This window comes from Microbacterium sp. NPDC055312 (genome assembly GCF_053645675.1).
In genome coordinates this window covers 121,999-147,088 of sequence record NZ_JBSHMU010000004.1, presented here as the reverse complement: position 1 = coordinate 147,088, position 25,090 = coordinate 121,999, and the positions used below count along the sequence as shown (strand labels likewise).

25 protein-coding genes and 1 tRNA gene are annotated in these 25,090 nt (G+C 70.7%); 7 read left to right on the top strand and 19 right to left on the bottom strand.

The features are described from left to right. The first annotated feature begins 112 nt into the window (after nt 1–112). Nucleotides 113–2,005 (top strand): prolyl oligopeptidase family serine peptidase, encoded by a 1,893-nt coding sequence (locus tag ACWIDW_RS11895; RefSeq protein WP_454125528.1) that lies wholly within the window; start codon nt 113–115, stop codon nt 2,003–2,005. 105 nt (nt 2,006–2,110) lie between these two features. Here the strand turns inward: ACWIDW_RS11895 and smpB are convergent, their stop codons facing one another. From smpB to ftsE, 3 genes are all read right to left on the bottom strand, one after another. Further along, nucleotides 2,111–2,587 (bottom strand): SsrA-binding protein SmpB, encoded by a 477-nt coding sequence (gene smpB, locus ACWIDW_RS11890; RefSeq protein ID WP_313357028.1) that lies wholly within the window; start codon nt 2,585–2,587, stop codon nt 2,111–2,113. A gap of 124 nt (nt 2,588–2,711) precedes the next feature. Then, nucleotides 2,712–3,626 carry a permease-like cell division protein FtsX gene (gene ftsX, locus ACWIDW_RS11885; protein ID WP_454125526.1) on the bottom strand — a complete coding sequence of 305 codons (915 nt, stop codon included), beginning with the start codon at nt 3,624–3,626 and terminating at the stop codon, nt 2,712–2,714. Beyond that, the gene (ftsE, locus tag ACWIDW_RS11880) at nt 3,623–4,669 is read right to left on the bottom strand and encodes a cell division ATP-binding protein FtsE (protein WP_454125524.1); all 1,047 of its coding nucleotides are present in this window, start codon (nt 4,667–4,669) and stop codon (nt 3,623–3,625) included. Before ftsE ends, ftsX begins: the two co-directional genes overlap by 4 nt. Before the next feature lie 166 nt (nt 4,670–4,835). On the opposite strand from ftsE, the gene ACWIDW_RS11875 reads away from it, so the two are divergent. Beyond that, nucleotides 4,836–5,912 (top strand): DUF2510 domain-containing protein, encoded by a 1,077-nt coding sequence (locus tag ACWIDW_RS11875; RefSeq protein WP_454125522.1) that lies wholly within the window; start codon nt 4,836–4,838, stop codon nt 5,910–5,912. 80 nt (nt 5,913–5,992) lie between these two features. Here the strand turns inward: ACWIDW_RS11875 and prfB are convergent, their stop codons facing one another. Then, nucleotides 5,993–7,102 (bottom strand): peptide chain release factor 2, encoded by a 1,110-nt coding sequence (gene prfB, locus ACWIDW_RS11870; RefSeq protein WP_454125520.1) that lies wholly within the window; start codon nt 7,100–7,102, stop codon nt 5,993–5,995. A gap of 134 nt (nt 7,103–7,236) precedes the next feature. Between prfB and ACWIDW_RS11865 the strand changes: the two genes are divergently transcribed. Next, nucleotides 7,237–8,460: an MFS transporter gene (locus ACWIDW_RS11865; RefSeq protein ID WP_454125563.1), complete on the top strand. Its 1,224-nt coding sequence runs from the start codon at nt 7,237–7,239 to the stop codon at nt 8,458–8,460. Between the two features lie 8 nt (nt 8,461–8,468). Here ACWIDW_RS11865 and ACWIDW_RS11860 read toward each other — a convergent pair whose 3' ends face one another. Genes ACWIDW_RS11860 through ACWIDW_RS11830 form a run of 7 tightly spaced genes read right to left on the bottom strand, consistent with a single transcriptional unit; the run spans nt 8,469 to nt 12,906 of the window. Beyond that, nucleotides 8,469–8,903: a pilus assembly protein TadG-related protein gene (locus ACWIDW_RS11860; RefSeq protein ID WP_454125518.1), complete on the bottom strand. Its 435-nt coding sequence runs from the start codon at nt 8,901–8,903 to the stop codon at nt 8,469–8,471. Then, on the bottom strand, nt 8,900–9,373 hold the full coding sequence (locus ACWIDW_RS11855) for a TadE family protein (protein ID WP_454125517.1): 474 nt from the start codon (nt 9,371–9,373) through the stop codon (nt 8,900–8,902). The genes ACWIDW_RS11860 and ACWIDW_RS11855 overlap by 4 nt, the downstream gene beginning before the upstream one ends. Continuing rightward, entirely contained in the window at nt 9,342–9,743 is a 402-nt protein-coding gene (locus ACWIDW_RS11850; RefSeq protein WP_454125515.1) for a TadE/TadG family type IV pilus assembly protein, read from the bottom strand. The genes ACWIDW_RS11855 and ACWIDW_RS11850 overlap by 32 nt, the downstream gene beginning before the upstream one ends. Before the next feature lie 12 nt (nt 9,744–9,755). Continuing rightward, on the bottom strand, nt 9,756–9,941 hold the full coding sequence (locus tag ACWIDW_RS11845; protein ID WP_454125513.1) for a hypothetical protein: 186 nt from the start codon (nt 9,939–9,941) through the stop codon (nt 9,756–9,758). Between the two features lie 30 nt (nt 9,942–9,971). Next, entirely contained in the window at nt 9,972–10,910 is a 939-nt protein-coding gene (locus ACWIDW_RS11840) for a type II secretion system F family protein (RefSeq protein WP_454125512.1), read from the bottom strand. Next, entirely contained in the window at nt 10,907–11,767 is an 861-nt protein-coding gene (locus ACWIDW_RS11835; protein WP_454125511.1) for a type II secretion system F family protein, read from the bottom strand. Before ACWIDW_RS11835 ends, ACWIDW_RS11840 begins: the two co-directional genes overlap by 4 nt. Further along, a complete protein-coding gene (locus tag ACWIDW_RS11830; protein ID WP_454125510.1) occupies nt 11,764–12,906 on the bottom strand; it encodes a CpaF family protein in 1,143 nt (380 codons plus the stop codon). The genes ACWIDW_RS11835 and ACWIDW_RS11830 overlap by 4 nt, the downstream gene beginning before the upstream one ends. Before the next feature lie 123 nt (nt 12,907–13,029). On the opposite strand from ACWIDW_RS11830, the gene ACWIDW_RS11825 reads away from it, so the two are divergent. Then, nucleotides 13,030–13,111, top strand: a tRNA-Leu gene (locus ACWIDW_RS11825). A gap of 19 nt (nt 13,112–13,130) precedes the next feature. On the opposite strand, the gene ACWIDW_RS11820 is transcribed toward ACWIDW_RS11825, so the two are convergent. Beyond that, complete coding sequence (locus tag ACWIDW_RS11820; protein WP_454125509.1) at nt 13,131–14,069, bottom strand: quinone oxidoreductase family protein; 939 nt, start codon at nt 14,067–14,069, stop codon at nt 13,131–13,133. Nucleotides 14,070–14,188: 119 nt separating this feature from the next. Between ACWIDW_RS11820 and ACWIDW_RS11815 the strand changes: the two genes are divergently transcribed. Then, nucleotides 14,189–14,965, top strand: coding sequence for a DedA family protein (locus tag ACWIDW_RS11815; RefSeq protein ID WP_454125508.1), 777 nt, complete (start codon nt 14,189–14,191; stop codon nt 14,963–14,965). Between the two features lie 13 nt (nt 14,966–14,978). On the opposite strand, the gene ku is transcribed toward ACWIDW_RS11815, so the two are convergent. Next, nucleotides 14,979–15,920, bottom strand: a complete 942-nt coding sequence (ku, locus tag ACWIDW_RS11810) for a non-homologous end joining protein Ku (RefSeq protein ID WP_454125507.1) — start codon at nt 15,918–15,920, stop codon at nt 14,979–14,981. A 67-nt stretch (nt 15,921–15,987) separates the two neighbouring features. Here ku and ACWIDW_RS11805 point away from each other — a divergent pair, with 67 nt between their 5' ends. Next, nucleotides 15,988–18,426, top strand: coding sequence for an ATP-dependent DNA ligase (locus tag ACWIDW_RS11805; protein WP_454125506.1), 2,439 nt, complete (start codon nt 15,988–15,990; stop codon nt 18,424–18,426). Nucleotides 18,427–18,432: 6 nt separating this feature from the next. Here ACWIDW_RS11805 and ACWIDW_RS11800 read toward each other — a convergent pair whose 3' ends face one another. From ACWIDW_RS11800 to ACWIDW_RS11780, 5 genes are all read right to left on the bottom strand, one after another. Beyond that, nucleotides 18,433–19,353, bottom strand: coding sequence for a cation diffusion facilitator family transporter (locus ACWIDW_RS11800; RefSeq protein ID WP_454125505.1), 921 nt, complete (start codon nt 19,351–19,353; stop codon nt 18,433–18,435). Nucleotides 19,354–19,443: 90 nt separating this feature from the next. Beyond that, nucleotides 19,444–20,034 (bottom strand): RdgB/HAM1 family non-canonical purine NTP pyrophosphatase, encoded by a 591-nt coding sequence (gene rdgB / locus ACWIDW_RS11795; protein WP_454125504.1) that lies wholly within the window; start codon nt 20,032–20,034, stop codon nt 19,444–19,446. Continuing rightward, a complete protein-coding gene (rph, locus tag ACWIDW_RS11790; protein WP_454125503.1) occupies nt 20,031–20,867 on the bottom strand; it encodes a ribonuclease PH in 837 nt (278 codons plus the stop codon). Before rph ends, rdgB begins: the two co-directional genes overlap by 4 nt. Nucleotides 20,868–20,944: 77 nt before the next feature. After that, nucleotides 20,945–21,814, bottom strand: coding sequence for a glutamate racemase (murI, locus tag ACWIDW_RS11785; protein ID WP_454125502.1), 870 nt, complete (start codon nt 21,812–21,814; stop codon nt 20,945–20,947). A gap of 25 nt (nt 21,815–21,839) precedes the next feature. Beyond that, a complete protein-coding gene (locus ACWIDW_RS11780) occupies nt 21,840–23,300 on the bottom strand; it encodes a glycoside hydrolase family 3 protein (protein WP_454125501.1) in 1,461 nt (486 codons plus the stop codon). 82 nt (nt 23,301–23,382) lie between these two features. Here ACWIDW_RS11780 and ACWIDW_RS11775 point away from each other — a divergent pair, with 82 nt between their 5' ends. Then, entirely contained in the window at nt 23,383–24,702 is a 1,320-nt protein-coding gene (locus ACWIDW_RS11775; RefSeq protein ID WP_454125500.1) for a nicotinate phosphoribosyltransferase, read from the top strand. 75 nt (nt 24,703–24,777) lie between these two features. Here the strand turns inward: ACWIDW_RS11775 and ACWIDW_RS11770 are convergent, their stop codons facing one another. Beyond that, nucleotides 24,778–25,044, bottom strand: a complete 267-nt coding sequence (locus tag ACWIDW_RS11770) for a DUF3039 domain-containing protein (RefSeq protein ID WP_071640714.1) — start codon at nt 25,042–25,044, stop codon at nt 24,778–24,780. Nucleotides 25,045–25,090 lie beyond the last annotated feature (46 nt).

Below are 25,090 nucleotides of genomic sequence, written 5' to 3'. Positions count from 1 at the left end.
TTCTCCTTCGGGACCGGGCGGCGGGGTGTCCTCAGACGGTAGGACAGCCGCTCGGGGCGGCGCACACTGTGTGACGCCGTGTGTCGCCTGCGGGTCTGGCTAGGCTCGGATCATGACCGCACCGTACGGCTCGTGGCCCTCACCGTTCACCGCGCAGATGATCGCGCAGGCGTCCCCCCGCATCGACGGAGCCCGCTTCGTCGGCGACGAGGTGTGGTGGGGCGAATCCGTTCCCGCCGAGGGCGGTCGGGTGACGGTGCGCAGTTCGAGCGGCGACGAGATCCTGCCCGCGCCGTGGAACGCGCGTTCGCGCGTGCACGAGTACGGCGGCGGAGCGTGGACGGCCGATGCGGACGGCACGCTGTACTTCGTGCACGGCGGCGACCAGCGGGTGCACCGGATGCCGCGCGGCGGCGCCCCCGAGCCGCTGACCGCGGCAGGCCCCGCGTACGGCGGCCTGCGGCTGCAGCGGGGACGCCTGCTCGCGGTGCGCGAGGACCTGCGACCCGATCCGCACGTGCGCGCGATCGTCGAGATCCCGCTCGACGGCACGGCGGCGGACGACGAGTCTGCCGTGCAGACGCACGTCTCGGTGAACGGTTTCGTCGCACATCCGGCGCTCTCGCCCGACGGGAAGCAGCTGGCGTACGTGCAGTGGAACGCCGAGCACATGCCGTGGGAGCGGGCGATCGTCTCGGTCATGCATCTCGAGTCGGGCTGGGATGCCGGAGTCCCGAGCCGGGCGCCCGTGCAGCCGGAGTGGCTCTCGGACGACCGGCTGCTGTACGCCGACGACGCCACCGGACGCTGGAACCTGCACCTCGCACACGTCGTGGACGTCGCGCCGCCGCCCGCGCCCACCCCGCCGGCGACGACCGAGCCGTTCTGCCTGGCCGACGCCGACACCGGCGGAGGCCTGTGGGTGCTCGGCAACCGCTGGTACCAGCCTCTCGACGACGGCCGCATCGTCGCCGTGCGCACGAACGGGGCCGATGAGATCGTGCTCATCTCGCCCGACGGCGACGTCGTCGAGCTGCTCACCCTGCCGATCACGGCCGGCGCGAGCATCGACGACGCGCAGGGATCGCGGGTGCTCGTCTCGGGCGCGGGCCGGACGGTCGGGGCGGGGCTGTGGTGCGTCGACCTCGACGACGGCACGATCACGACGGTGACCGGCGGTGCCGAGGCGGATGCCCACTGGGTTCCCCGTGCCCGCCCGGTGACCTTCGACGGCCCGCACGGGCCGGTGCACGCATTCGACTACCCGCCCACCAGCCCCGACGCCTCCGCGCCCGACGGCGAGCTGCCGCCGTACATCGTCATGGTGCACGGCGGCCCCACCGCGCACGTCTCGGGGGCGGCATCCACCGCGTACGCGTACTGGACCAGCCGCGGCATCGGCGTGCTCGATGTGAACTACGGCGGCTCGACCGGCTACGGCCGGGCGTACCGCGAGCGTCTCGACGGGCAGTGGGGCGTCGTCGACGTCGACGACGTGATCGCCGCCGCGCGCGGCATGGCCGACGCCGGACTCGCCGATCCCGCCCGCATCGCGATCCGCGGCGGATCGGCCGGCGGCTGGACTGTGCTGTGCGCGCTGGTGCGCGGCGGGACGTTCACCGCCGGCATCTCACGATACGGCGTGGCGGATCTGCGGATGCTGGCGGCCGAGACCCACGACTTCGAAGCCCACTACATCGATGGCCTGGTCGGACCGCTGCCCGAGGCGGAGAGCGTGTACATCGAGCGGTCGCCGCTCTCGCACGCCGACCGGATCGACGTGCCGGTGCTGCTGCAGCAGGGGTCGGACGACCGGGTGGTGCCGCCGTCGCAGTCGGAGGCGATCCGCGACGCGCTGGAAGCCAGGGGCGTGCCGCACGAGTACCTGCTGTTCGAGGGCGAGGGCCACGGCTTCCGCGCGGCGGAGACGATCATCGCATCGCTGGAGGCCGAGCTGCGCTTCCTGGGGCGCACGTTCGGCTTCGAGCCCCGACTGGGCCCCTGAGCCTGTATGGGTCCCTGAGCCTGCCAAAGGGCCTGAGCCCCACGGGGCCCCTGAGCCTGCCGAAGGGCCTGAGTCCCACTGGGCCCCTGAGCCTGTCGAAGGGCCTTACTCCCCCACGCGGTTGCGCAGACGCATGGCGCGTGCGGCCTCGCGGGTGTCCTGGCGCTCGCGCAGGGTCTGCCGCTTGTCGTACTCCTTCTTGCCCTTCGCCAGCGCGATCTCGACCTTGGCGCGGCCGTCGGAGAAGTACAGCTTCAGCGGGATGAGGGTGTAGCCGCCGGCCGAGACGGCGTGCTCGAGCTTGCGGATCTCGTCCTTGTGCAGCAGCAGCTTGCGGATGCGCTTGGCGGAGTGGTTGGTCCAGTGCCCCTGGGAGTACTCGGGAATGTGCACGGCGTCGAGGTACGCCTCGCCGCCCTTCACGTACGCGTAGCCGTCGCTGAGGTTCGCACGCCCCTGGCGCAGCGACTTGACCTCGGTGCCGGTGAGCACGAGGCCCGCCTCGTACGACTTCTCGAGGTTGTAGTCGTGACGCGCGCGACGGTTGGTCGCGATGACCTTCTCCCCGCGTTCCCTGGGCATGTTCTTCTCCTGACGATGGACAGCCCCTCAGCCTACCGGCTCCTGAGCCCATCCCTATCGTTCCTGAGCCCATCCCTGTCGGTTCCTGGACCCGTCCCTGTCGGTTCCTGAGCCTGTCGAAGGATCAGGTGCGCAGCCAGCGCCGGATCGCGAAGCCGGCAGACAAGGCCGCCAGCACGACGCCGATGCCGATCAGCACGGGCACGACGAACGCGGCATCCTGCATGTCGACCAGGGGACGCATGAACGGGACCCGCTCGGCGAGATACCCTTCGACGCCGAACTTCACCCCGGCCAGCACGGCCGCGCTGGCGAACACCGATCCGAGGAACGCGGCGAACACGCCCTCGAGCACGAACGGCGTCTGAATCGATCGGTTCGACGCGCCCACCAGACGCATGATGCCGATCTCCTTGCGGCGCGCATACGCCGACAGCCGGATGGTCGTGGCGATCAGCAGCACGGCGGCGATGAGCATGAGAGCCGCGACCCCCACGGCGATGTAGGTCGCCACGGTGAGCGCTGAGAACAGCGGATCGAGCAGACGGCGCTGATCCTGCACCTCGTCGACGCCGGCGACTCCCGAGAAGGCCTCGGTGAGCACGCGCGACTGCTGCGGATCCTTCATGGTGACGCGGAATGCGACACCCATGTTCTCGACGCCGAACGCGTTCGCCTGCTCCTCGCCGAAGCGCTCGATCCAGTTCTGGTAGGTCGTCTCCTTGTCGTCGAAGGCGACCTCGCTGATCAGCGGCTTGAGCGCGGGACCGGCGAGGTCGTCCTTGACGGTCGTGATCTGCTCTTCGGTCGCCTCGTCTGACGTGCAGTTCTGCGACGTCGACAACGGCGAGCACATGTAGATGGTGACCTCGGCCTTCTCGCCCCAGTAGCCGCGCATCGTCTGGATCTGCGTCTGCATGAGGATGGCCGCGCCGACGAACGTCAGCGAGACGAAGGTGACGAGCACCACCGAGATGACCATGGAGATGTTGCGGCGAAGGCCGATCAGCGCCTCGCCGACGATGAGTCCGAAGTTCATGAGGTCGGGCCCACTTCCTCGTCGTCGTCACGCGAGAGGCCGAGCCGGTCGGCCATGCCGAGCTCGGCGACCTCCACCTCCGGGATCACGATCGGGGTGGTTCGCGGAGCGGCGACCTCCGCCTGCTCCTCGGGCGGGGTGGCCACCGCGGGCGGGCGCTGCGCGCCCTGTGCGGTCGACTGCGCGGCGTCCGGGTTCGACGCCGTCCGGGAGGCCGGATGCGGGGCTGCCGACTGCTCGACGGGCGGCGTCGGAACGACGCCGGTGATCGTCTCGCGCTGGATCTCCTGCACGGCGGTGAGCGCCGCGGCCACGGCGGCGCCGGGCACCGCCTCGGGCATGAGGCGCGGGATGCTGGAGGTGTCGCCGTAGCCGCCGCCGACCTCGTCGCGCACCATCTCGCCGCCCTTGAGCTCGATCACGCGGCGCTGCATCTGGTCGACGAACGCCGCCTCGTGCGTGGCCATCACGACCGTCGTGCCGCCCGCGTTGATGCGGGTGAGCAGCTGCATGATCCCCACCGAGGTCGCAGGGTCGAGGTTTCCGGTGGGCTCGTCGGCGAGCAGCACCTTGGGTCGGTTGACGATGGCGCGCGCGATCGCGACGCGCTGCTGCTCACCGCCCGAGAGCTCGTGCGGCATCCGCTTGGCCTTGCCGTCGAGGCCGACGAGCGCGAGGGCCTCGGGCACCGCCTGCTGGATGAATCCGCGCGACGAGCCGATGACCTGCAGCGAGAAGGCGACGTTCTGCGCGACGGTCTTCGACGGCAGCAGACGGAAGTCCTGGAACACCGAGCCGATGTGCCGGCGGAAGTACGGCACCTTGCGGTTGGCGAGTGAGCGGAGGTCGCGGCCGAGCACGGCGACACGGCCGGTGGTGGGGACATCCTCGCGGAGGACCAGCCGCAGGCACGTCGACTTGCCGGAGCCCGAGGCTCCGACGAGGAAGACGAACTCCCCTGCTTCGACGTTGAAGTCGACCTCTGACAGTGCGGGGCGTTTCGTGCCGCGATAGCGCTTAGTGACGTTCTCGAACCGGATCATGGCCATTCGAGCCTAGGCGCCGACCGAGCCGGGGCAGCCAGCGACACTCCCCCGAGGCGTTCCCGTCGACCGCGACTGATATACACGTAGGGGTGCGCATGCGCCCCGAGGGCAGGCCGCGCGGTTCGATCCGCCGGCGCAGACGACGGAGACGAGGGAGAAGGCCATGAGCGTTCCCGCAGGATGGTACGACGACGGATCGGGACGCCAGCGCTGGTGGGACGGCGAGCAGTGGACCGAGCACTACGCACCCGAGAACGCTGCCGCTGAGCCCACGGAGCCGACTGCGGACGCGGGTGCGGTGCCGGATGCCGGGGCATCCGCCGATCCGTACGGCGAGTACACCCCGCCGGTCGCGCCCGGCGCCGGGGACACCGACCAGCCGACCGAGGTGTACCCGGCCGTCACGCCGGAGGGCTACCCGCAGAGCGGGTACGGCGAGGCGCCCTACGGACAGGCGTCGTACGGGCAGGACCCGTACGGGCAGCCCGCGTACGGACAGCCCGGCTACGGCCAGCAGGGCTACCCGGGAACCGCGAACGTCGACCCGCAGAACCCGTACGGTGCGCCCGCGCCCTACGGCGGGGCCCCGGCGTACGCCGGCGCGTACCCTGCGCCCGATGCCGGACCGCGCAAGACCCCGGTGCTCGGGTACGTCGGGCTCGGGCTCGCCGTCGTGGGCGGCATCATCGCGTGCATCCCGAACTTCGTCACGTTCGGCATCGGCTCGTTCCTGCTCTTCGCCGCGTTCGTCGTGTCGATCATCGCGCTGTTCATCAAGAACACCGCGAAGTGGCCCGGCATCGTCGGTCTGATCCTGTCGATCGTGATGGGCATCGTCGCCACGATCGTGCTCAGCATCACCCTGTTCGCGACCATCGCCGACAGCGCGTGGGAATCGTCCTACGACCCGTACGCCTCGGAGGAGCCCTACGCCTCGGAGTCGCCGTACCCCGACGAGTCGGCGGCACCCGACGAGTCGGCCGCGCCCGACGCGACCGGCGAGCGTCCCACCGCCGACGAGGTCGCGCTGGGACTCGAGCAGATCATGCTCCAGCAGCAGGACATGGAGTACCCCGAGGGCATGCTGCAGTGCCTCGGCGAGGAGCTCGTCGCATCGGACATGAGCGACGCGTCGCTGCAGCAGATCGCCGACGGCGACCTGGCGCTGACCGACCCCGATGACGCGATGGAGTTCGGCTCGACCCTCACCGACGCGGCCTCGATTTGCGCGATGCAGTGACCCGGCGCCCCGCGACATCGGCGTAGACGAAGAACGGCCCCGAGCTCGAGCTCGGGGCCGTTCTTCGTGGTCGGTGAGGATCAGTCCTCGTCCTTGCGCTTGCGCCAGCGGATGCCCGCCGAGATGAAGTCGTCGAGGTCGCCGTCGAAGACGCTGGCCGGGTTGCCCGACTCGTGGCCGGTGCGCAGGTCCTTGACCAGCTGCTGTCCGTACAGGAAGTACGAGCGCATCTGATCGCCCCAGCTGGCCGTGATCGTGCCGGCGAGCTCTTTCTTCTTCGCCGCCTCCTGCTCCTTCTGCAGCAGCAGCAGACGGGTCTGCAGCAGTCGCATCGCCGCGGCGCGGTTCTGGATCTGCGACTTCTCGTTCTGCATCGAGATGACGATCCCGGTGGGCAGGTGGGTCAGGCGCACCGCGGAGTCGGTGGTGTTCACCGACTGTCCGCCCGGGCCCGACGAGCGGAACACGTCGACGCGGATGTCGTTCTCGGGGATCTCGACCTCGGTGGCCTCTTCCATCAGCGGGATGACCTCGACCGCGGCGAACGAGGTCTGGCGCTTGTCGGCCGAGCCGAACGGGCTGATCCGGGCGAGGCGGTGGGTGCCGGCCTCGACCGACAGCGTGCCGAACGCGTAGGGCGCGGTGATCTCGAAGGTGGCCGACTTGATGCCGGCACCCTCGGCGTACGAGGTGTCCATCACCTTCACCGGGTAGCCGTGGTGCTCTGCCCAGCGCAGGTACATGCGCATGAGCATCTCGGCGAAGTCGGTGGCGTCGTCGCCGCCGGCGCCCGAGCGGATCGTGATGATCGCGTTGCGGTCGTCGTACTCGCCGTCGAGCAGCGTCTGCACCTCGAGCTGGTTGATGGTCTGCGTGAGCGATTCGAGTTCGGCGCGCGCCTCGGCGGCCGAGTCCTCGTCCTGCATCTCGTTGGCCAGCTCGATGAGCACGTCGAGATCGTCGAGGCGACGCTCGACCTCGGTGACGCGCTTGAGGTCGGCCTGCTTGTGGCTGAGCGCGCTGGTCACCTTCTGCGCCTGCTCGGGGTCGTCCCAGAGGTCGGGGGCGCCGGCTTCCTCGCTGAGTCGCGCGATGTCCTCGCGCAGGGAGGTGACGTCGACGACCTCGCGGATGTCGCCGAAGGTGTGTCGCAGGGCCTGTATGTCGGCGGAGAGATCGAGTTCGAACATGGCAGTCCACCCTATCGCGCCAGGTGGCGGTCTCCCTGACCGCGGTATGTCCCTGCGTCGGTCGACGTGCGAGCGCGGCTAGCGTGAACGTCGTGACTGACAGTGCCGCGGGTGTCCTGAGACGGTTCGGACCGATGGTCTACGCGCCGACCGTGCTCTTCTCGCTGGGCGAAGGCGCGGTCATCCCCCTCATCCCGGTGATCGCCACCCGGCTCGGCGCCGACGTGTCGCTGGCCGCGCTGGTGGCCGCCGCGCTGGTGATCGGCCAGCTGTGCGGAAACCTGCCCGCCGGTGCGCTGGTCGCAAGGCTCGGCGAACGGCTCACGATGGTCGTCGCCGGCACGCTGTCGATCGCGGCCGGTGTCGGGATGCTGCTCGCCGAGCACCTCGCCCTGTTCGCCGCTGCGGTGTTCGTGCTGGGCTTCTGCGCGGCGGCGTTCGGGCTCGCCAGGCACGCGTTCATGACGACGCGCGTGCCGCCCCGGTTCCGCGCCAGGGCGCTGTCGCTGCTGGGCGGCAGCTTCCGCTTCGGCGTCTTCATCGGGCCGTTCGTCGCGGCCGCGCTGATCGGGCTGACCGGGTCGGAGCAGTCGACGATCTGGGCGCTGATCGTGTGCTGCGCGGCGATCGTGCCGCTCGTGCTGTTCGGGCCCGACCCCGAGAAGACCAGTCCGGTGCTGCTCAAGCCCACCGGTGCCGCCGTCGCCGAAGACACCGGCGAGGTCGTGACCGGATCGATTCCGACCCGCGACCGGTACGGCGTGTTCGAGACGATCTCGTACTACCGCGGCGTCCTGATGCGTCTGGGCCTGTCGGCCGCCGCGCTGTCGGCGGTGCGCTCGGCCCGTCAGGTGATCGTGCCGCTGTGGGGCGTGTCTCTCGGGCTCGACGCCAGCACGATCGCGATCGTGGTGGGCGTCTCGGGTGCCATCGACTTCGCCCTGTTCTACGCGAGCGGCCAGGTGATGGACCGCTTCGGGCGCATCTGGGCGGCGCTGCCCGCCATGCTGCTCATGGGCGCAGGCCTCATCGCCCTCTCCGTCACGCACGACCTCGATCAGGCGACGATGTGGTTCGTGCTGATGGCCGCCGTGCTCGGCCTCGGAAACGGCCTCTCCAGCGGCATCCTGCTCACCTACGGCGCCGACCTCGCCCCCGAACGGGATCCGGCGACCTTCCTGGGCGCGTGGCGGACCCTGACGGATGCCGGCGGCGCGGCCGCCCCGGTCGTGATCGCGTCGATCGTCGCGCTCGCCTCCCTGCCGCTGGCGACCGGGGTGATGGGCGGCGTGGCACTGCTGGGTGCTGCGGGCTTCGCCGTGTGGACGCCGAAGTTCCTGCCGCGGCACGATCGCTGACGGCACGGTCAGCGCAGCGCGGTGCGACTGGTCGCCGTCGCCTCGAGCGGCACGCCGTCGGGCACGAAGGGCGAGAAGAGCGGCGGATGCCAGGCCGCGGCCACCGTGACGCGCGCGGACACCCCGTCGGGCGTTCCCGCCGAGACGAGCTCGGAGTCGCCGTCGACGGCGCTGATCACTGCCGACGCCTGTTCGCGCACGCCGTCGTCGGTGAGCTGGGCCCGCACCCCGTCACCCTCGGCCTGCAGGGTGAACCCGTCTGATCCGGCGAGCGCCGCGGCGTCCGCGAGCGAGTCGAGGCGTTTCTGCGCGATGTACAGGTCGGTGGCGCACACGCACACGAAGATCACCGCGATGGCGAGCAGCACGTAGCCGAGCACCAGCGGCAGCACACTGCCGTCGTCATCGGCAAGCGCGGCGCGAAGCCGCGTGCGCAGGCTCATCCGCTGCCCCACAGCCTCGAGATCTTCTGCGCCGCCTGCGCCTCGACCGCAATGGCGGCCAGCTCATCGAATCCGAAGATCGGCGGCATGAGTGGCAGCGTCACCTCGGTGCGCACGGTGACGATCACCGTCGCCCCCGCACTCGGGCACGCGGCCGATGTCGGGCGGCAGGTGATCCCCACGTCGACCGCGCCCCCGTCCATCCCGTACTCGCGGATCACCCCGGCGAGCACCGCATCGCCTCGTTCGGCGGCGGCCTCGGCATCCGGCGCCTGACCGATCACGCGCGCGGTGTGGCGCGCGGCGGCCTCGGCGCCGAGCGTCTGCTCCTGCACGGCGCCCAGCACGAGCACCAGGTACACGAGCGGAACGAGCAGCAGCACGCCGGCGACGATGAACTCCAGCGCAGCGGAGCCGGACTCGTCGTCAAGCAGCGACTCAGTCGTCTCCGAACGATTCGACGGGTGCACGAGCCTCCACCTCCAAACCGAACGGGACGCCGAGCAGGCCGAGCACGGGCAGCGTGGTGCGCACCCGCACGAGCACGCTGGGATGGCCCAGGCTCGTGTCCTCCCCGATCGCGACGTCGCCGGCGTACTCCGCCCCGACGGCCCGGGTGATCACGGCCTCGGTGCGCGCGGCGCCCTCGCCGAGCGTCGTGTCGGCGAGCGCCGCGTGGTGCGCCCCTTCGACCGCGGCGTCGTGCACGACGTTGCGCACGTACATCGCGAGCGCGATCTGCAGCACGGCGAGGGTGAGCGCCGTCAGCAGCGCACCGACGAGCACGAACTCGACCGGACTCGAACCCCGCTCATCGGCGAGCAGCGAGCGCACACGCATCTCACGCGGCGATCAGATGCCCGAGACGCGCGAGATCGCCTGCTCGAACAGGTCGACCAGCGCGGGGCCGGCGACGGCCCAGATCACGACGACCAGCGCTGCGGTCATGAGCGTGACGAGCACCCAGCCCGGCACGTCGCCCCGCTCGTCCTCCGCCAGATCACGGCCGGCCGCGAACCAGCTCTGCATTGTCTTCATCTCTCTTCCCTCCGAATCGTCGATCTCGTCTCAGCCGAGCCCCAGTCGCAGGATGAACAGGCCCGGGTACACCGCGAAGAGCACGCTCAGCGGCAGGATCAGGAACACGAGCGGCAGCAGCATGAGGATCTCCTTCTGCCCTGCCTGCTCGATGAGCACGCGCTTCGCCTCGTCGCGCGCATCGGCGGCCTGCGAATGCAGCACCGCGGCGAGCGGGGCACCGTGCTCGAGCGCAGCGATGATCTGGTCGGTCGCGCGCGAGAGCCCGGGCAGCTGCAGCCGCGTGGCGGTCTCGCCGAGCGCATCGGCGAGCGGCGAGCCGGTGTGCACCGCGAGCACGGTCTGGCGCAGCTCTTCGGTCAGCTCGCCCGTGCCGATCGCCGACACGCGGCGCAGCGCGTCGAGCAGCGACTCACCCGCCGAGAGGCACAGCGCGAGGAACTCGAGCGTGGTGGGCAGCTCGTCGGCGAGACGGGCCCGACGGGCGCGCGCTCGCGCCGTGAGCTGCATGTCGTACGTGATCGCGGCCCCGGCCGCGGCGATGACGGGCAGCAGCGCGGCCGGCGGACTCATGCGGCCCGAGACCGCGATGATCACCACGACGACCGCGCCGACCAGAAGACCTGCCACTCCCCACGCGAGCTGACGCCCGCGGAAGGTCGCCGGCGTCTGGGCGACCCCGGCCTGCGCGAGCCGCAGGCGCAGGGTGTCGCCGCCGCCGAGCATCCGGTCGAGCATCTCGCGCAGCCTGTCCCAGAGCCGTCGGCCGTGCACGGGCATGATGCCGACCGCCGGGAGGATGCCCGACGGCAGAGCCTCATCGTCGACCACATCGCGCACGTAGGGCGCGATCCGTCGATCCAGCGAGGGCGCGCCCCAGCGGGGCAGGGCGGAGAGCACGCCGAGCAGGCCGAGCGCGAGCGACCCGCCCAGCAGCACGGCGATCGCCGCATCGGTCACGACGGTCATCCGAACCACCGCTCCGGCTCGGGCAGACGCCCGATGCGCAGCATGATGCGGAACGCCACCACCGACACGACCGCGCCGACGAGGATCACGATGACGCCCTCGGTGCTGCCGTACGCGTCGCGTCCCTCCGGACGCATCGCGAGCAGGCCGAGGATCACCCACGGGGCGACCGCGCCGAGCACGGCGGCCCCGCGGATCCACGACTGCCGCGCCTCGACCTCTCCGCGCAGCGCGGCGTCGGCGCGCACCGACGATGACAGCGCGCGCAGCACCCCGGTCAGCTCGGTGCCGCCGACCTGGCGGGCCATGCGCAGGGTCTCGACGATGCGGTCGGCGATCGGATCGGCGAGGGTCGCCTTCAGCCGGTCGAGGCTCGACTCGAAGCGCCCGGTCGACTGCAGGTCGCGGGCGAAGACGGCGAACGCCGGGCGCACAGCGGGCGGGGCCGATTCTGCGAGGCTCGCCACCGCGTCCGGCAGTGAGAGCCCCACGCGGATCGCCGCGACCAGCAGATCGCACACGTCGGGCCACATCTGCCGGCGTGCCTTGCGCAGCCGCAGCCGGCGGCCGCGCAGGAACATCACCGGCGCTGCGGCGCCCGCGAGCGCGGCGAGCCCGGCCAGCACCGGGATGCCGGTGAGCAGCCATGCGAGAGCGGCCGAGACCGCGGCGATCGCGACCATGACCGCGGTGATCGTCCGCGTCGGCGTGCGCGCGTACCCCGCCTCGTCGAGGAGCCGTCGCAGGCGGCTGGTGCGCGGTTCGCGCGCGGGGCGGTCCTGCTGCGGCGGCCAGAGCCACGGCGATGCGCACAGGAGCATGCCCGCGCCGAGCAGCGCGCCGACGAGCAGAGTCATGTCGCGTCCTCCGCCCGGTAGACGTGCGTGCTGACGATCCTGCCGTCGACGACCTCGCCTGTCGGCGAGATCACCTCGACGACGCGACGCGACCCGTCGGGCTCGCGACGACAGTGCACGACGAACGAGATCGACGACGCCAGGGCGGGCGCGATGAAGGCGCGGTCGATGTTGCGCCCGGCGAGCAGCGGCAGCAGCGCGAGCTTCTCGAGGGCCTCCGCTGCCGAGTTGGCGTGCACCGTCCCCGCGCCGGGCACACCGGTGTTCAGCGCGAGCACGAGATCGAGCGCTTCGGCATCGCGGACCTCGCCGACGACGAGGCGATCGGGTCGCATGCGCAGCGCCTCTTTCACGAGCCGCCGCAGGGTGATCTCGCCGGTGCCCTCCAGGCTCGCCTGACGTCCCTGCAGCGCCACGACGTCGGGGCCGTCGACGGCGAGCTCGAACGTCTCCTCGACCGTGATGATGCGCTGGTCGGCCGCGCAGGCGGCCAGCAGAGCACCCAGCAGCGTGGTCTTGCCGGCGTGCGTGGCGCCCGAGACGATGATGCTGCGGCCGTCGCGCAGCCCGGTGAGCAGCAGGTCGGCGACGTGCTGCGGCACCGAGCCCTGCACGATCAGCGCGTCGAGGGTGCGATGCCGGGTGAGGAACCTGCGGATGTTCACCGCCCACGATCCGCGCACCACATCGGCGATCGCGACGTGCAGCCGCGACCCGTCGGGGAGCGAGGCGTCGACGAACGGCTGGCTCACGTCGACCCGCCGGCCCGTGGTCTGCAGCATCCGCTCGACGAGGTCGCGGATCAGGGCATCCGTCAGCTGCAGGTCGACGCGGTGGGTGGCGCCGCCCCTCGCGACGAAGACGCGGTCAGGACCGTTCAGCCAGATCTCCTCGATCTCGGGATCGTCGAGAAGGGGCTGCAGGGCGCCGAACCCCGAAACGGATGCGAGCACGTCACGCACGAGGGCCGCTTCGTCATCGACCATCGCCTCGCCGCGCTGCAGGGCGAGGTCGTTGTGCCGCCGCACCTCGACCTGTGCGATGCGTCGCGCCTCGTCGGGATGCGCCGCCGGGTCGGTGTTCTCCAGGCGCAGTCGCCGACGAACTCTCTCGGCGACGGCGGCGGAAGGATGACTCACGCCCGGCATCCTGACAGAGATCGGCCACCCGGCGCGGAAGTTATCCACAGCCGGTCGGCTCGGACCGCCACAGGGCGGATCGACGCGTGATCCGAGCGACCCGATCGCTAGACTCGGAAGCGCGCGGAAGTGGTGGAATCGGTAGACACGCAGGATTTAGGTTCCTGTGCCCCCGGGCGTGTGGGTTCAAGTCCCATCTTCCGCACCGTTGTCCTCCGGCGCTCTCACGAGTCGATCGTCAGCACCGTCTTGCCTCGGGCGCGCTGCGCGCGCACCTTCGCCAGGGCGTCCTCCGCATGCTCCAGCGGCAGCTGCAGGTCGATGTGCAGCGGGAAGCGTCCGGCCTGCACCTCCTCGAGCAGCTGCTGCAGCGGCGCGCGCACGGGGGCCGCGTAGTTCAGACCGCTCACCCGGATGCCGCGCACGGGCGCCACGTCATCGGCCGACACGGTGATCATCGCGCCCTCGTCGCGCACCACTTCCATGGCGCCCGCCGTGGTTCCTGCGGGGATCGCGACAGCGGCGTCCACCCCGCTCGGGTGCAGCGCACGAAGCTGCGCTCGCCAGTCGCTGCGGTAGTCGACCGCGGCATCCGCGCCCAGTGATCGCACGTGCTCGAGGCTGCCCGCCGAGGCGGAGGCGACCACCCGCCATCCGGCGCGCACGGCGAGCGGCACGAGCATCGACCCGACTGCTCCGGATGCCCCGACGACGAACAGCGTGGCCCCGGGCTCGGGGTCACCGAGCACGGCGAGCGCGCGCATCGCCGTGCCGCCGGCGACCGGCACGGCGGCCGCCTGGGCCGCGGTCAGCCCGGCCGGGATCCGAAGAATCAGATCAGCGGGGCGCACGACGGCGTACTCGGCCCAGGTGCCGCCCTTGGGATGCATCTGGCTGACGAACGCGATCCGATCTCCGACCGCGTACCCGCTCACCGCGGCGCCGACCTGCGCGACGACGCCCGCGCCCTCCATCCCGATCGGATACGGGCGCACGCCGTCGTGCGGCAGGAAGACGGCGTCATGCGTGCCGACGCCGACGGCCTGCACGCGCACCAGCAGCTCATCGGCGTCGATCTCGGGCACCGGCACGAGCGCGTGCCCGATCATCGCCGCATCCGCGGGGTCTGCTCCGCGCGCGTAGGCGCGCATCATCTCGGCCATGCTCCTCGTCCTCCTCGACCGCTCAGGTTATCCCACAGAATCCACGCGACTGAGGGATAGAATCGGCCCCGCGGCCGTCGCCGCGTCGTCATCCGCCGGACATCCAGACGGGACCCCTCTTGCTTCAGACCGCACTGCAGGCGCCGACGGCGCTGATCCCGTGGCTCGACCCGGCGAACATCATCGAGGGTGCGGGCGCCTGGGCGCTCGCGGTGGTCTGCTTCATCGTCTTCGCCGAGACCGGTCTGCTCGTGGGCTTCCTGCTGCCCGGTGACACGCTGCTCGTCATCTCCGGACTGCTCACCCACACCAGCGACATCTTCGGCGTGAACATCTGGGCGGTGTCGCTGCTGATCGCCCTCGCCGCGTTCGTCGGCGGTGAAGTCGGCTACGTGATCGGGCACAAGGGCGGTCCCGCCGTGTTCGAACGCAAGGAATCCGGCCTGTTCAGCGTGAAGAACGTCGAGCGCACCAACGCGTTCTTCGAGCGCTTCGGTGGCCTCACCATCGTGCTCGCCCGGTTCGTGCCGATCGTGCGCACCTTCGCCCCGGTCGCCGCCGGCGTGGGTCACATGCCGTGGAAGCGGTACTCGCTGTTCAACCTCATCGGCGCGCTGCTGTGGGGTTTCGGCCTGACAATGTTCGGCTACGTCATCGCCTACATCCCGTGGATCCGCGACCTCGTCGTGGACTACATCGACGTCATCCTGCTGCTCGCCGTCGGCGGCACCGCGATCGTGACCCTCTGGCACTACCTCGTCGAGCGGCACAAGGCCAAGAAGGCCGCCGCCGCCGGTGAGGACGTCGACACCGACGCGGCCGAGGCGAACGCCCTCCGGCTCGACCCCGAGGTGTTCGACCGCGCACCCGACCTCGACGGCGACGGCACGCACTGACGCTCCGGTGGGCTCAGCCCGCCTTCTTCTTCGTCGCCGCCTTCTTTGTCGCCGCCTTCTTCGGCTCGGACTTCTTCGGTGCCGCCTTCTTCCGCGTCGACGCGGGCTTGTCGTCGGCGTCGTCATCGTCGGCGTCGTCAGCGTCTGCTGCGGTGCCGACCTTCCTGGCCGCCTTGGTGCGTTCGACGCTGGCGCGCAGCGCCTCCATGAGGTCGATGACCTCGCCGCCCTTCTCGGCCGTGCCCTCGTCGCCGAAGGTCTCCGTGACATCGAACCCCTCGCCCGCCTCGATCTTCGCCTCGATGAGAGTGCGCAGCTCTTTCTGGTACTCGTCGACGTACTCTTCGGGGTCGAAGTCGCTCAAGTAGCTCTCGACGAGCGCGGCTGACATCTCGAGTTCCTTCTTGCTGATCTTCACGTCTTCGTCGAGGGCGGGGAACGCGGCTTCGCGCACCTCGTCGGCCCACAGCAGCGTCTGCAGCACGAGCACGTCGCCGCGCACGCGCAGGGCGGCGAGCCTCGTCTTCTGCCGCAGGGTGAAGCGCACGATCGCGGTGCGGTCGGTCTGCTCGAGGGTCTTGCGCAGCAGCACGTACGCCTTCGCCGACTTCGAGTCGGGTTCGAGGTAGTAGGCCCGGTCGAGGGTCAGCAGGTCGACCTGCTCGCGGGGCACGAACTCGACCACGTCGATCTCGCGGCTCCTCTCAGCCGGCAGCGAGGCCAGGTCGTCTTTGGTGAGCACGATCGTCTGCCCGTCGTCGACGTAGGCGCGGTCGATGTCGGCGTACTCGACGGGCTGCCCGTCGATCTCGCAGACGCGCTGGTAGCGGATGCGCCCGCCGTCCTCGTGGTGCACCTGATGCAGCGGCACATCGTGGTCCTCGGTCGCGGAGTACACCTTCACCGGGACGTTCACGAGACCGAACGTCAGGGCGCCCTTCCAGATGCTTCTCATGCTGACAGTGAACACCAGGCGGCCCGTCCGCGGCGAGGGGGTTGCGGATGCCCACTACCCTGGCCCCATGGCATCCGGCGAGCAGGTCGTGCAGATCGACGGCCGTCGCCTGCGCATCACCAACCTCGACAAGGTCGTCTACCCGGAGACGGGCACGACCAAGGGCGAGGTGATCGCGTACTACTCGCAGATCGCGCCGATCATGCTGCCGCACATGCGCGGACGCCCGGTCACCCGCAAGAGGTGGGTCGACGGCGTCGGCACGGCCGACGCCCCGGCTGAGAGCTTCTTCACCAAGCAGATCGAGCGGGGTGCGCCGGAGTGGATCAGGCGGATGCCGATCGAGCACTCCGACGGACCGAAGGAGTACCCGCTCGCCGACGACGTCGCCTCGCTGGTGTGGTTCGCGCAGATCGCCGCGCTCGAGCTGCACGTGCCGCAGTGGCGGTTCACGCACTCCGGTGGGCGCGGGATGCCCGACCGGATGGTGCTCGATCTCGACCCCGGTCCCGGTGCGGGGCTCGCGCAGTGCGCGGAGGTCGCGCGGATCGCCCGCGGCATCCTGAGCGGGATGGGGCTGGAGCCGATGCCGGTCACGAGCGGCAGCAAGGGCATCCATCTCTACGCCCGTCTGCCCACCACCGACGACGGCACCGGTGTGCAGTCGAGCGACGACGTCTCGGCGGTGGCGAAGGAGCTCGCGCGGCTGATCGAGGCCGACCATCCCGGCCTCGCCACGCACGTCATGGCGAAGTCGCAGCGCGGCGGCAGGGTGTTCATCGATTGGAGCCAGAACAGCGCCTCGAAGACGACCATCGCACCGTACTCGCTACGCGGTCGCGCCCGGCCGTGGGTGGCGACTCCGCGCACGTGGGACGAGCTCGACGACCCGGATCTGCGGCACCTCGAACTGCACGAGGTCCTCGAGCGCATGGAAGCCGGCATCGATCCGCTCGCCGACCTCGCACCGGCCAGCACCGCGCTCGCCCCGTACCTCGCGAAACGCGACGCCGCGAAGACGCCCGAGCCCATGCCGCGCACGGCATATTCGGGATCGGGCGGGGCCACGCGGTTCGTGATCCAGGAGCATCACGCCAGCCGGCTGCACTACGACCTGCGCATCGAGCGCGACGGGGTGCTGATCAGCTGGGCCGTGCCGAAGGGGGTTCCCGAGACCGCCGACCGCAATCACCTCGCGGTGATGACCGAGCCCCACCCGCTCGAGTACCTCACCTTCGAGGGTGAGATCCCGGCAGGCGAATACGGTGCGGGCTCTATGACGGTGTGGGACACCGGCACGGTCTCGCTCGAGAAGTGGCGCGACGACGAGGTGATCGGCACCTTCATAGGGCAGACCGGCGGCAGGCTCGGATCGGCGCGACTCGCACTCATCCGCACGAACGGCGAGGGCGAGAAGTCGCAGTGGCTGCTGCACCGCATGAAGGACGCGGACACGCATCCTGATCCCGGTCGCCGCTCCCCTCGCCGACCCGAGAAGAGCGCCGACCCCGGTCCGCTGCCGTCGTTCATCCCGCCCATGCTCTCCGAGTCCGGCACGCCGGGTCTCGCGCGCTCGCTCAGCGACCCGTCGTGGGCCGAGATCAAGTGGGACGGCATCCGCGCCGTCGGCACCTGGCAGCGCGGCGACGACGGCACCGGCCGGTTCACCCTGCGCGCCCGCAGCGGCACCGACATCACGGCCCGCTACCCCGAGCTCACCGCCGACGGAGCCCCGCATCTGCCGGCCGCCGAGGCAGTGGTCGACGGCGAGATCGTCGCCTTCGACCGTGACGGCCGCCCGAGCTTCGCCCGTCTGCAGAATCGGATGCACCTGACCAAGGGTCGCGAGATCGAACGCGAGGTCGTGCGCACCCCGATCGTCTACATGCTCTTCGATCTGCTGCACCTCGACGGACACGACCTGACCGGCGTGCCGCTGCGTCAGAGGCGGGAGCTGCTCGAGCAGCTCGCGGCCGACCTCGACGCGCCCGTGCAGGTGCCGCCCGTATTCGACGACCTCGACGCGGCGCTCGACGCGAGTCGGCAGTACGGTCTCGAGGGCGTCGTCGCCAAAGACCCCGACTCCCGGTACCGCCCGGGCCGGCGGTCGGGCTCCTGGCTGAAGCTCAAGCAGACGCATGCTCAGGAGGTCGTCATCGTGGGCATCCGCCCCGGCCAGGGAAACCGCCGCAGCGGCATCGGCTCGCTGCTGCTCGCCATCCCCTCCCCCGAGTCCGACGGCGGGCTGCGCTACGTCGGCCGGGTGGGCACCGGATTCACCGACCGGATGCTGCGCGACCTCGACACGCAGCTCGACCCGCTGCGGGTGACGGAGGCGCCCCTGCAAGTTCCCGCGCCCGACGCGTCGGACGCGCTGTGGGTGCGGCCGCTGCTGGTCGGCGAGGTCGAGTTCGCGAACTGGTCGCCCGGGGGCATCCTGCGTCACTCCCGCTGGCGTGGGCTGCGGCCCGACAAATCCCCGGACGAGGTGCGTGTCGAGGACTGAGCGCGTTCACGCGTGCGCGGCCTCGCACTCGTCGTGATCGGCGGGCTCCAGCTGGAAGGTGGAGTGCTCGACGTCGAAGTGGTGCGCGAGGCAGCCCTGCAGATCCTGCAGCAGACGCGACGCCCCGCCGGATGCGAGCACGGCCGGATCCACCTTCACGTGCGCGGTGAACACGGGGGCGCCGCGGGTCAGCTGCCACACGTGCACGTCGTGCACGTCGACGACGCCCGAGTACACCATGAGATGCTTGCGGATCTCGCTGACCGCCATGCCCTGCGGTGCCGACTCGGCGAGCACCGAGAACACCTCGCGCAGCAGGGAGATCGCGCGCGGCAGGATGAGCACGGCGATCAGCAGCGACGCGATCGCGTCGGCGGGCATCCACCCGGTGGTCACGATCACGATGGCGGCGACGATGACCATCGCCGAGCCGATCAGGTCGCCCATCACCTCGAGGTACGCACCGCGCACGTTGATGCTCGTCTTCTGCGCGCGGCTGAGCACCCACAGCGCGATGGCGTTGGCGACCATGCCGATGACCGCGACGGTGAGCATGAGCGGGCCCGCCACCTCCGTCTCGCCCGGGTCGAGCAGTCGCTCGATACCCTGCACGGCGACCACGACCATGAGCACGATGAGGATGATCGCGTTGATCAGGGCGCCGAACACCTCGGCGCGCTGGTAGCCGAACGTGCGCCGGTCGTCAGCGGGTCGCGCGGCGACCGCGGTGGCGATCAGCGCGATGATCAGGGCCGACGAGTCGGTGAACATGTGCGCGGCGTCGGCGAGCAGTGCCAGCGAACCCGACAGGATCGCGCCGATCACCTGCACCACCATGACGGTGGCGGTGAGCGTCAGTGAGATCGCCAGCAGGCGCCGGTGGCCGGCGTCGCGGATTCCCCCTGCAGCGGGTGCGTGGTCATGCATGCTTCCAGGCTAGGCCGGGTCGTCACCGCCCGAGGTGTGTTCCCGCTACTCGGGAACGGTAATGCTTCTCAATTGCCGGCGGCCGCGGCCCTACAGCGCGGCGAGCAGCGGGATGAGGGCCTGGAAGGCCCGGGTCCGGTGCGACTGCGCCTGCTTCTCGGCATCGGTGAACTCGCCGACCGAGCGCTCGGCCGCCGGGTCCTGCCCGTCGGGGATGAAGATCGGGTCGTAGCCGAATCCGCCGGTTCCGGATGCCCGATGCGCCAGGCGCCCCGGCCAGATCCCCTCGACGGTGCGCTCGCCGTCGGCGGTGACCAGCGCGATGGTGGAGTGGAACTGCGCGCTGCGGTGCGGGTCGGCGACGTCGCGGAGCTGATCGAGCAGCAGCTCGAGGTTCGCCGCGGCATCCTTCTTCTGCCCCGCCCAATAGGCCGAGAACACGCCGGGAGATCCGCCGAGCACGTCGACGCAGATGCCGGAGTCGTCGGCGAGAGCCGGCAGCCCCGTGTGCGCGAACGCCGCGCGCGCTTTGATGAGCGCGTTCTCTGCGAAGGTCACGCCGTCCTCGACCGGTTCAGGCCCGTCGTAGCCGATCACCTCGAGGTCGGGGCGGGTGCTGGCTGTGATCTGCTGGAACTCCGCGACCTTGTGCGGGTTGTGCGTGGCGAGGACGACCCTCACTGCGGGCCCCCTGAGCCGTCCTGGGCCCCTGAGCCGTTCTGGGTCCCTGAGCCGTTCTGGGTCCCTGAGCTTTCCTGGGTCCCTGAGCCTGTCGAAGGGCCCTCCCCCAGTGCCGCGAGCTGGTGCTGCTGCAGCGACGCGCAGCCGTTCACGCCCAGGTCGAGCAGTGCGTCGAGCTCGCGCTTGTCGAAGGGCGCGCCCTCGGCGGTGCCCTGCACCTCGACGAACAGCCCCCGGCCGGTCACGACGATGTTCATGTCGGTTTCGGCACGCACGTCTTCGACGTAGGCGAGGTCGAGCATCGGCTCGCCGTCGATGATGCCGACCGACACGGCGGCGACGGTGTCGAGCAGCGGCTTCGAGTTGCGCCCGATGAACTTCTTCTCGCGGCCCCACTCGATGGCGTCGGCGAGCGCGACGTACGCACCGGTGATCGCCGCGGTGCGGGTGCCGCCGTCGGCCTGCAGCACGTCGCAGTCGATCACGATCGTGTTCTCGCCCAGCGCCTTCGTGTCGACCACGGCGCGCAGCGCGCGGCCGATGAGCCGGGAGATCTCGTGGGTGCGGCCGCCGATGCGGCCCTTCACGCTCTCGCGGTCGTTGCGCGAGTTGGTGGCGCGGGGCAGCATCGCGTATTCGGCGGTCACCCATCCCTTGCCCTTGCCGGTCAGCCAGCGCGGCACGCCGTTGGTGAACGATGCGGTGCACAGCACCTTGGTGCCGCCGAAGCTGATCAGCGCCGAGCCCTCGGCGTGGGCCGACCAGCCGCGTTCGATCGTGATCTCGCGGAGCTGGTCGGTGCGGCGCCCGTCGGCGCGGACGATGTCGGTCATGGTGTCCTCTCGGAGCTGTACGGCTCAGTGATTTCGGGCGGAGCTGTTCGGGAGCGAGCGGGTCGGGGTCGACCGGTTCAGGGGCGGCCGACGCCGTCGCGACCGACCGCGTCGGCCTCGGCGTCGAGCAGGTAGGGCAGGTCGATCACGCCGGTCTGCACGAGCTGCACGTCGCGCACCTCGTGACCCATCAGGCGGTTCGCGAGGGCCGTGAAGTCCTCCGCCGAGTCGCCGGTCGCCTCGTACACGTAGCTGGCGACGGCGCCCTGCGAGGCGAGCTGGCCGTGCTTCACGAGCTGACGGTAGACGTCGGCGGCGGTCTCGTCGTCGCTCGAGACGAGCGAGACGCCCTGTCCCATCACATAGCTGATCGCACCGCGCAGGAACGGGTAGTGCGTGCATCCGAGCACGAGAGTGTCGACCTGGGCATCCCGCAGCGGCGCGAGGTACTCCTCGGCCACGGCCAGCACCTCGGGAGAGCCGGTAATGCCCGCCTCGACGAACTCGACGAACCGCGGGCAGGCGGCGGTGAACACCTCGAGCCGCTCGTTCACCTCGAGCATGTCCTGGTACGCGCGCGACCCGATCGTGCCGACCGTGCCGATCACTCCGACGCGTCCGTTGCGCGTCGTCGAGACGGCGCGGCGCACGGCCGGGCCGATGACCTCGACGACGGGCACGTCGTACCGTTCGCGGGCGTCGCGCAGCACGGCGGCGGATGCCGTGTTGCACGCGATCACGAGCATCTTCACGCCCTGCTCGACAAGCGTGTCGAGCACTTCGATGCTGTACCGCCTGACGTCTGCGATCGGCTTCGGCCCGTACGGCGAGTGCGCCGTGTCGCCGATGTACACGAGCGATTCCTGCGGCAGCTGCGCGCGGATCGCCCTGGCCACCGTGAGTCCCCCGACGCCGGAGTCGAAGATGCCGATGGGCGCGTCGTTCATGGTGCACAAGCCTACTCGGCGCGACTCAGCGACTCAGCATGGCGCGGCGGGCGGCTCGGGCGGCGAGCAGGCTCGCGGCCGGCGACGAGATCAGAGCCCCTCCCCATTCGGCGGGCAGCCCGACGTTGACTGCGACGACGGCCGGGGCGGCAGATCGGATGCCGTCGAGCGCCGCTCGCTGCGGGCAGCCGGGCTCGATGCTGTCGACGAGCACGACGCTCTGTCCGGCGCTCGCCCGGCGGGCGACGTCGGCGATCTGCTCTCGTCCGGCGGCGGCCGCATCGAGGCGCACCGTCTCGCCGCCCGCGGCGAGCGCAAAAGCGACGTGCGACGCGGCGCTGTCGACCGCCAGGCTCGATGCTCGGCGCAGGTCGATCACGGTCGTGGGCACGTCGGTGAACACGGGAAGCTCACCCTGCGCGCGCACGGCGCGATCGGCGATGCCGTCCGCATCGAACGGCACCGCGGGTGCTGCCGAGCGCTGCCGCACGGCATCCGCCATCAGCGCCACGCGACGCGCGGCGTCCTCCACCCGCTCGCGCAAGAGCTCGCCGCTGCGGATCGCCGCGACGATCGCGTCACGCGCCTCCCGGTAGTCGCGCTCGTCCTGGTCGGGCAGCATCGCGGCGCCGGGGTTGGTCGGATTGCCGATGCACAGCAGATCGGCACCCGCGGCGAGCGCACGCACGGCTCCCCCGCCGATCCCGACCCGCTCGCGGATCGCCGCCATGTCGAGGGCGTCGGTGATGATCACTCCGTCGAACCCGTCGCGGCGCAGCCGGCCGAGCACCTCCGGGTTGAGCGTGGCGGGCTGCTCGCCCCACTGCGGGGCGCTGATGTGCGCGGTCATGATCGAGCGCACCCCCGCTCGGATCGCCGCGGTGAACGGAGGGAGGTGCTGCTCGTCGATCTCGCGCTGCGAGAGGGTCAGTGTCGGAAGGTCGTGGTGCGAGTCGGTGTGCGTGTCGCCGTGCCCCGGATAGTGCTTGGCGCACGCGGCGACACCCGCGCGCTGGATGCCGCGCACCGCGGCGGCCGTGTGCCGCGAGACGAGGTCGGTGCTCCCGCCGAACGAGCGCACGCCGATCACGGGGTTGCGCGGGTCGGTGTTCACATCCGCGACCGGACCGATGACCACGTCGCATCCGACAGCGTCGACACGTCGACCGATCTCGTACCCGGTCGCCTCGGTGGCATCCACGTCGTCGAGGACCCCCAGCTGCGCCGCCCCGGGGACGCTCGAGCCGGTCTCGGTCTCGAGGCGGGTGACGCTGCCTCCCTCCTCGTCGATGCCGATCAGCGCGCGCGGCGCGCGACGATGGATGTCGGCGCTCAGCGCGGCCGTGTCGCCGACGAGGTTCTGCGCGAAGTAGACCACTCCGGCCAATCCCTCATCGAGCGCCGTGCCGAGCCAGGCCGGCACCTCGGATCCGAGGAAGCCGGGCCACAGCACCCCGTTCACGAGTCGGTTCAGCTCGTCGCGCATGCCGGAGTCCTCCGTGGTCGGTTGGGGCGGATCGGGTCCGCTGATCAGTATCCCGGATCCGGCGCCTGGATACACTGGCCGGATGAGCTCCGCGTTCCTCACCGACCGCTACGAACTGACCATGCTCGCGGCGTCGCTGCGGGACGGCACCGCATCACGGCCCAGCGTGTTCGAGCTGTTCTCGCGCCGCCTCTCCGGCGGTCGCCGCTTCGGTGTCGTCGCCGGCACCGGACGCCTGCTGACGCTGCTGCGCGATTTCCGCTTCGGCGACGACGAGCTGCGGTACCTGCGCGACAACGAGGTGGTGGATGCCGAGGCCGTGGCGTACCTCGAGAACTACCGCTTCACGGGCACGATCCGCGGCTACCGCGAGGGCGAGCTGTACTTCCCCGGCTCCCCCATCCTCACCGTCGAGGGCACGTTCGCCGACGCGGTCGTGCTCGAGACGCTCGCGCTGAGCGTGCTGAACCACGACTCCGCGGTCGCCACGGCGGCCTCGCGCATGAGCATCGCCGCCGGCGAGCGTCCGATCGCCGAGATGGGCTCGCGCCGCGCCGCAGAGCAGTCGGCAGTCGCGGCGGCGCGCGCCGCGTACATCGCAGGTTTCGCGTCGACGAGCAACCTCGAGGCCGGGCGGCAGTGGGGCATCCCGACGATGGGCACCGCGGCGCACTCCTGGACCCTGCTGCACGACTCGGAGGAAGACGCGTTCCGCTCGCAGATCGCCAGCCTGGGCACCGGCACCACGCTTCTCGTCGACACCTACGACATCGCGAAGGGTGTCGAGACGGCGATCCGCGTGGCGGGTACGGATCTCGGCGGCGTGCGCCTCGACTCGGGCGACCTGCCGCTGGTCGCGGCGGCCGTGCGGCAGCAGCTCGACGAGCTCGGCGCGACCGAGACGAGGATCACTGTGACGAGCGACCTCGACGAATACGCGATCGCCGCTCTCGCGGCATCCCCGGTCGACTTCTACGGGGTCGGCACGTCCGTGGTCACCGGCTCGGGATATCCGACCGCGAGCATGGTCTACAAGCTCGTCGCCCGGCAGGACTCGTCAGGCGGCTGGGTCGCGGTGGCCAAGGCATCCACCGACAAGGGCTCGAAGGGCGGACGCAAAGCCGCGTTCCGCACCCTCGCCGACGGCGTCGCGGTCGCCGAGACCGTGTCGGTCGCCGACGGATTCGAGCAGGTCGACACGCCCGCCGAGCACCCCGACGCCCGCGCGCTGCAGGTGGTCCTCGTCGACGCCGGCGAGATCGATGCGGCGCACGAGGGCGTGGCGGGAACGGCATCCGCTCGAGAGCATCACCTGCGGGTGCGCGAGGAGCTGCCGGTGCGGGCGCTGGCGCTCAGCAAGTCGGATCCGGCGATCCCGACCCTCTTTGTAGACGCGCTTTAGCGGCCGCACGGTCCCTGAGCAAGGAGCGCAGCGACGCGCCGAAGGGTTGTCGATGCGGACTGACGCGACGGCGCGTCAGGAGACCATGCTCTCGTAGATCTCCTTGCAGGTCGGGCAGATCGGGAACTTCTCCGGGTCGCGACCCGGGGTCCACTTCTTGCCGCAGAGCGCGCGAACCGGCTTGCCGGTGATCGCCGACTCGAGGATCTTGTCCTTCTTGACGTAATGCGAGAAGCGCTCGTGGTCCCCCGGCTCGAGATGCTCTTCCTGCAGCAGCTCTTCGAGTTCGCGATCGAGCGTTGCCACGCCACCCTGATCGGGGCTGTCCAGCGGAGTACTCATGCCGAGATTCTATCCGCGTCTGCGGCGCCCGGGTCAGGTGGTCTCG